7 protein-coding genes are annotated in these 6,062 nt (G+C 69.4%); 3 read left to right on the forward strand and 4 right to left on the reverse strand.

Annotated features, from left to right (window positions below):
• Positions 1-226 precede the first annotated feature (226 nt).
• Positions 227-397 (reverse strand): hypothetical protein, encoded by a 171-nt coding sequence (locus tag BN11_RS23105; protein ID WP_157044275.1) that lies wholly within the window; start codon positions 395-397, stop codon positions 227-229.
• Between the two features lie 763 nt (positions 398-1,160).
• On the opposite strand from BN11_RS23105, the gene BN11_RS21440 reads away from it, so the two are divergent.
• Positions 1,161-2,090: a hypothetical protein gene (locus BN11_RS21440; RefSeq protein ID WP_053084182.1), complete on the forward strand. Its 930-nt coding sequence runs from the start codon at positions 1,161-1,163 to the stop codon at positions 2,088-2,090.
• Positions 2,091-2,247: 157 nt separating this feature from the next.
• Here BN11_RS21440 and BN11_RS18520 read toward each other — a convergent pair whose 3' ends face one another.
• Positions 2,248-3,027 (reverse strand): DUF2637 domain-containing protein, encoded by a 780-nt coding sequence (locus tag BN11_RS18520; RefSeq protein WP_048699803.1) that lies wholly within the window; start codon positions 3,025-3,027, stop codon positions 2,248-2,250.
• A 140-nt stretch (positions 3,028-3,167) separates the two neighbouring features.
• On the opposite strand from BN11_RS18520, the gene BN11_RS18525 reads away from it, so the two are divergent.
• The gene (locus BN11_RS18525) at positions 3,168-3,461 is read left to right on the forward strand and encodes a hypothetical protein (RefSeq protein WP_048699805.1); all 294 of its coding nucleotides are present in this window, start codon (positions 3,168-3,170) and stop codon (positions 3,459-3,461) included.
• A 1-nt stretch (position 3,462) separates the two neighbouring features.
• On the opposite strand, the gene BN11_RS21445 is transcribed toward BN11_RS18525, so the two are convergent.
• Both BN11_RS21445 and BN11_RS18535 read right to left on the reverse strand, forming a co-directional pair.
• On the reverse strand, positions 3,463-5,136 hold the full coding sequence (locus BN11_RS21445; protein WP_053084183.1) for a peptidoglycan DD-metalloendopeptidase family protein: 1,674 nt from the start codon (positions 5,134-5,136) through the stop codon (positions 3,463-3,465).
• On the reverse strand, positions 5,133-5,765 hold the full coding sequence (locus tag BN11_RS18535) for a hypothetical protein (protein ID WP_048699806.1): 633 nt from the start codon (positions 5,763-5,765) through the stop codon (positions 5,133-5,135). Before BN11_RS18535 ends, BN11_RS21445 begins: the two co-directional genes overlap by 4 nt.
• Before the next feature lie 112 nt (positions 5,766-5,877).
• Here BN11_RS18535 and BN11_RS25445 point away from each other — a divergent pair.
• On the forward strand, positions 5,878-6,062 hold a 185-nt coding region (locus tag BN11_RS25445; protein ID WP_235435541.1), incomplete at its 3' end, for a hypothetical protein.

Raw genomic sequence — 6,062 nt, forward strand, 5'->3', positions numbered from 1 at the left:
GTGTGGCAGTGGTGGGGGGTTGTTGACCGTCAACTGGCGGTGCGTTGTCGTGTCAACTGAGGGGCAGCGGCCGGGCCATGGATGAGGAGTGGGGCAGCAGTGAGGGGTCAGTCTTGCCCAAGCGAGGGGTCAGTTGGCCGCTTGACGCGCCCCCTAAACTCGGCCTCGGGCACGGTTCTCGAAGAGGTTCTGGCCGAGATCCGAGTTCAGACTGGGCACCTCCAGCTCACTTTTCGCGGTGGGGACGACGCAGCAACTCCGGATAACGCTCGAGCAGCCACCGGCGGCGGGCCAACTGGTTCTCAAGGTAGATCCGCTCAGACGTAGACGGCCCCGGCTTGCGGGCCAAAGCCTCGAAGATGTCCTCCCGCTCCTCCACGAGCCGCCGCCGAACCAAGTGATACCGCTCGTGACAGAGCCGATCGTGGAACAAGGGCGGGCGACCACGCCGAGGCGACCACTCACAGATCTCCGAACACTCGGGGTTCATACACCGAGCCGAAGTCGCCAGCGGCAGAGCACACCGCAGATCATCCGCAACCGTGTCCAGCGTCGCGCCGTCACCCCGACGCTCACGCAGCACCCGATACGTCGGCTTCATGAGACCTCACCGTAGAGGAGCGCACTCTTGGCAGCGGCGCGTAGCCGCAGCAGAGGGGGCGCGAGTCCCCAAGCACGTGGGCAAGGACTCACCGCCAGAGCGCCATAGACGCCTCGAGGGGGGAGAGAGTCCTCACCGCGGCTCGCCATAGCTCCCCATCGCTCCCCAGCTGCGACCCAACCGCCCAGGAAGCTATGACGAGTCGCGGTGACCAGGGGAAACATCCCATTCGGAAGCGGCCAGCAGCTGGTCGTAGGAAGAGCCCATCGAGGATCGGGGCGGCGGCGGCGGAACCCGTGCACCACCCCTTGCGCGACCTTGAGCGGCGGGCCGCGGCGTGCAAGATTCCCAGCGTGACGTCGTGCGGCGGGAAGCGCGTTAGGGTCATTCCACCCGTCGAAATACGTATGAGGGGCGCCCGTTCGCACCGGGCGCCCCTCGACGCTGGCCCTGATGAATCTTGGACAGAAACGAAGGTGCCAGGCGCGAGCAGCGTACCACCCGCAAGGGCGGACGTCCCCACTCACCGACGGCCGCCGCGCGGCCTAGCCTTCTTGGTATGTCGACACCCTGGCGGGCCAGTTACCTCCCCGATGTACGCGACGAATTGATTGCTGAGCAGAACAGCCTTCAGCGGCGAATAGGCCTCGACCCCGACACCCTCCGCGCTCTCGAAGAGCACGTAATGCGCGGCGGGCCGAGCGTGACAGAGCGTGAGCGCCGAATCGTGACTGGCATCCAAGAAAGCCGCGACTTCCAGACCAAGATCCAACTCGGAGAGCTCTACTGGGTCACCGGACCGATGACCACCCTTGCCCTAGAGGCGGCCGCAACCATGCCGCCGTTCGTCGTCGACGAAGAGATGCCTTGCCCGAACGGTCTCATTGCGTACGCAGACGGGCTGCCGGCGCTCCCACACCCAGGCGGGCAAGAGGGTGTGACGCGGGTGCGACTCATGACATGGGTCAGGGCGGGCGGCAAGGTCGTCGTGCAGACATTCGCCGCCGGCACCGACGCACCCGATGACGCGAGGCGACGCTGGCATGCAGCCGGAATCGGGGCCCTGCGCTGGTACACGGTCGCCACGACCGACCTCACCGTCGGCCAAGAGGTCGATGAGGAACGGCTCACCCCCACGGAACGAGCGTGCGTCTTCCTCCTGGGAGCGACCTGGCACTTGATGCAGATGCCCACGCTGGCTGAGCCGAGAACGCAGCAAGCAGGTTCGGACAAGAAGGGCCGCACACCGAGGGGAAGGACGCCGGTCCAGCTCATCGACCTCCGCAGACTCGCCGAGCGCCACACCGAGACGGACGAGTCAGGGCGGCACTACACCCATCGCTTTGTGGTTCGAGGGCACTGGCGCCGTCAGCCCCACGGTCCAGGGCGAAGCCAGGTCCGACTCCAGTTCATCGAGCCGCACATAAAGGGCCCGGCTGGCGCGCCGCTGCTAACCACCCGAGACCACGTCAATGTTTGGCGGCGATGACCCACCGGATTCGGGTGCCGTCCTGGGGGACGGCCGATGGCGCAGCGTCATCAGGCTTCTCCCTGCGCTCGCTTAGGGCATGAGAGTGCGTCCAACAGATTCGCGCGTTGCACCAAGTGGTGGACTTGCGTGTGGGCAAGACGCCGCGAGCACCCGATCAGGCCGGTCGTTGTCCCATCCGCCCGGACCGGGCATCGGTCCGGGCAAGGGCTGCCAGTCGGGTTGCCCGTGAGGCTCCGCAGCCCAGCTCGTCCTGGATGGTCCGGCGTGAGGCGTGCCCGCCGGCGACCTGGTCCAGGCGACGGATGACCTCGATGGCGTGGTCATCCTCGGTTCGGGCCGCGGCCAGGCGGGATGGCTTGGCCGGGGCCGGCTTGTCGACCAGGTGCAGCTGCTCGCTCGTCGACGGGCGGCCCGGGCCGAGCTTCGCGGCGGCGTGGGTGGTGGTGGACGGTCCGCCGGCGAGGAGCGGAGCAGGCGGGAACGTGGACGTCGAGACGCTCCGGGATGAGGCCAGGGACGAGGCCTGGCTGGGCTCGGTGGTGGTTCCGGGCGGGACGGTCCCGGCGAGGGCGACCGGGCCGGACCGGCGGGACATCGAGGCCAGCACCTCGATGCCCAGGGCCAGGGCGATCGGGGGCCAGGCGGCGACGACGCGGGCGGTCCATGTAGGTTGGGCGCTGGCGATGTTCGCGGCCAGGCTGGCGGCCAGACCGAGTGCGAGCATGAGCCAGGCCAAGAAGGTGGTCCGCCGGCCGGCTTTGGAGTCGGCCAGGACGACCGCAGCCGCGGCGGCGATCGCCCCGTCGATGCTGAGCGGGAGAAGCCAGGCGGTCAGCTCGGGTTCTCCGGCTGTGCGGGCAAGTGCCTGCACGTGGGAGAAGGAGATCACTGCGGCGGCGGCGGCCACCGTGGCCACGCCCAAGATGGCAGTCATCCGACCGGTCTGGCGGGGCGGCTTTTGGGTCACGACGGCGTTCCGTTCTGCTTGAGGATGTGGGTGGATGCGCGTTCTGGGAAAGGTCATTGCGGGTCGGTCTGTGACGGGGGTCGGCGCGGCGATCTACGCTCGGTCGCATGTCGAGGTCGGGCCAGGCCGGGCCACCGGCCCGGGCCGGGATTCCGTTGAAGGACCGTCCGGTCAACGGGGTCGCGCGTGAGGAGCCTGCTCCGGATGCTGCGCCGGCGAGGCAGCGGTGGTGCGTGGTGAACCACCCGGTGCATGGTCTGGCCCAGGGGTTGGTGTTGCAGTGGGCGCAGGACCAGCGAGGGTGGGTGGCCCTGGTGGTGTTCGTGCTCGAGCAGGCCGGTGGGGACGTGACGGTTCAGGAGTGGCTGCCCGCGGACCGGTTGCGGCCGGCGAGTGCGTGAGTCAGGCCGTGGCACCGGTCTTGGCGTACCGCTTGATGGACCAGGCCATCGGCTCGTAGTAGCTGGAGCCCTTCAGCTGGACGATCTCCACGGTCTTGCCGGGGCGGGGTGCGTGGATCATCTGTCCGTTGCCGATGTAGATGCCGACGTGCCCGAAGCTGCCTGGTGAGCCCGACCCGTTCTCGCTGAAAGCGATCACGTCGCCGGGCTGCATCTTCGTCCAGTCTCTGGGCACGGTGGTGCCCCTGGCGTCCTTTCCCTGGTCCTCGGCGCTGTGCGGCAGCTGGATGCCGGTGGAGTTGTAGACGGCGAACATGACCAGGCCTGAGCAGTCGAACCCGACCGTCTTGGTGCCGTCGAGGCTGGGGCTGGAGTAGATGCCCAGGCTCGGGCCCTGGTAGTTGCCGCCGCCCCAGCTGTAGGGGGTGCCCTGGTAGTGCTTGGCGGCCGAGACGATGGCCGCGCCGGATCCGTCGCCCGGGTTCAGCGGTTCTCCTGGGCCGCCGCCCTCGCAGCCCTCGAGGAAGCCGCCGGCGGGCAGGCTCTCCAGCAGGGATGGGTCGGCGGTCAGCGTGGACACCATGAGCACGGCGTCGGCCCAGTACGGCTGGTAGTGGTAGGGGTCGGCGTTGCGCTGCGCCTTGTGCGCGGCCAGGGTGGGTTCCATCTGAAGGTAGCCGGGGACGGCGATGAGTGCCTTGAAGAAGTTGGTCGAGGCGATGGTGGGGTTCATCCGGTCGGCTAGGCTCCCCCAGGCTCCGTTGGCCCGCTGCTGGAACAGCCCGCGCGAGTCCGGGCCGGCGGCGTCGCCGTAGCCGATGTTGACCAGGCTGGACTCTCCCATCGCGGTCATCACGCCGATGGTGATCGTCTTGGCGTCCAGACCCATGGCCTGGCCGGCCTTGATTACGTAACCGGCGTTGACGACCTGCTCGCCCTTGTAGGGCCCGACCTGGGCCGGGAGGCTTGAGATGACGGGCTTGGCGGTGATGGTGCCGGTCCCGGGTGTGGCCAGGATCGGGTCGGTGCTGCCGGTGGGAGTGGATCCGGGGGTCGCGGTGGTGACCGCCGGCGGTGCCGTTGCTGTCCCGCGGGTGGGCGGCAGGCTCAGGCCTTGGGTGGTGAGCCACTGGCGCGGGTCGACGGGCTGTCCGTTCACCTTGACCGTGAAGTGAAGGTGAGAGCCGGTCGAGTTGCCGGTGGAGCCCTCGACGCCCAGTGGCTTGCCGGGCCAGACCTTCTCTCCGAGGGTGACCGAGCGGGAGGCCAGGTGCATGTAGACGGTGTTCACGCCACCCCCGTGGTCGACGACCACCATGTTGCCGCCTCCGGTGGGGTTGCTGGGCAGCGATGAGACCACGCCGGCGCTGGAGGCGACGACCGTCTTGGAGGTTCCGGTCATGACCAGGTCGATGCCGCCGTGCAGGCGGTAGACGCCGTTGCCGTAGGGACCGGGGTTGTACCTCATGCCGTACTCGCTGGTGACGGTGAAGGCACCGGTGACCGGAAGGCGGACCGGGCCACCGACGGGGTTGACGACCGTGGTGATGCACGGGTTCTGGGTGGCTGAGGCGCTGGCGCTGAAGATCACGGCCACCAGTCCGAGCAGGACCGGGCCGATGAGCATGCCCATCCCGGTCAGCGCGACCAGGACGAAGATGAGCTTCTTCTTCATCGCCGGCCCCCGCTCTCCGGGCTGGCCCGGGTGATCCGGATCCCGTCCGCGGTGGTGGTCATCTCGACCCGGTACCAGCCGGAGTCGGTGGGGACCCGGGCGATCGCCAGCAGCTGGCTCGGTGCGTCGCTGGGCACGATGGTCGCCGGGCCGGTGACCTCGGTGAAGGGGACGTTCTGGGGGTCGGTTCCCTCGTATGCCGTGACGGCCTGCTCGCTCAGGTGCCCAGAGACCTTGGACCACCACTGCTGCTCGGTCACCGTGGCGGCGGGCCGTGCGAAGTCGGCCATGAACGCCTCGGCGGCCTTGGCGTAGGCGGTGAACTGCTTGGCCTGGCCTTCGTCGCGGGCGGTGGCGGGCGCCGTGGGGTCGACCGGGTCACCCTCCGGTTCGACCGGATTGACCGCAGGAGCCTGGGGGGTGCTCGACGACGTCGAGGTGGTGCCGGTCGGGGTAGCGGCGGCCGGGGTCGGGGTGACCGGCACCGGCACCGGGGCCGCGGCCGTAGGAGCGGAGGAGGTCGCGCTGGGCTGGACGGGGACAGGTGGTGCGTCGTCACGCTGCTGCAGGAACCACAGGGCGACCAGGACCACGGCGGCCAGGACGAGGGAGCCAAGGTATCGGCGCATGTCAGGTCACGTCCTTCAGGCGGAGCGGCGAGGGCGACGGGCACGGTCAGCCAGCCGCTGGCGCAGCTGGTCGGCGCGCTGGGCGTTCTCTGACCGCGGCTGAGCAGCGGGCGTGCTCGGCCGGGATGGCTCCTTCACCGGAGGCGTGGCGGACGCCGGCGACGAGGGACGGGCAGGCTGCCGAGGAGCGGGCTTCTTGCCCGGGGCCGGGGTGTTCTTGCCTGTCGGGGCGGGGGTGCCCTTGCCGGGGCGCGGCTGCGGGGTCGGCGAGGGGGTGCTGCGCCGCGGGGCGGGGCC

This window comes from Nostocoides australiense Ben110 (genome assembly GCF_001050535.1).
Classification (GTDB): domain Bacteria; phylum Actinomycetota; class Actinomycetes; order Actinomycetales; family Dermatophilaceae; genus Nostocoides_A; species Nostocoides_A australiense.

Coding starts and splice junctions, on each gene's coding strand:
- BN11_RS21445 (WP_053084183.1), bottom strand. CDS start 5,136: ATGAAGAAGAAGCTCATCTTCGTCCTGGTCGCGCTGACCGGGATGGGC.
- BN11_RS21440 (WP_053084182.1), top strand. CDS start 1,161: ATGTCGACACCCTGGCGGGCCAGTTACCTCCCCGATGTACGCGACGAA.
- BN11_RS18535 (WP_048699806.1), bottom strand. CDS start 5,765: ATGCGCCGATACCTTGGCTCCCTCGTCCTGGCCGCCGTGGTCCTGGTC.
- BN11_RS18520 (WP_048699803.1), bottom strand. CDS start 3,027: ATGACTGCCATCTTGGGCGTGGCCACGGTGGCCGCCGCCGCCGCAGTG.
- BN11_RS18525 (WP_048699805.1), top strand. CDS start 3,168: ATGTCGAGGTCGGGCCAGGCCGGGCCACCGGCCCGGGCCGGGATTCCG.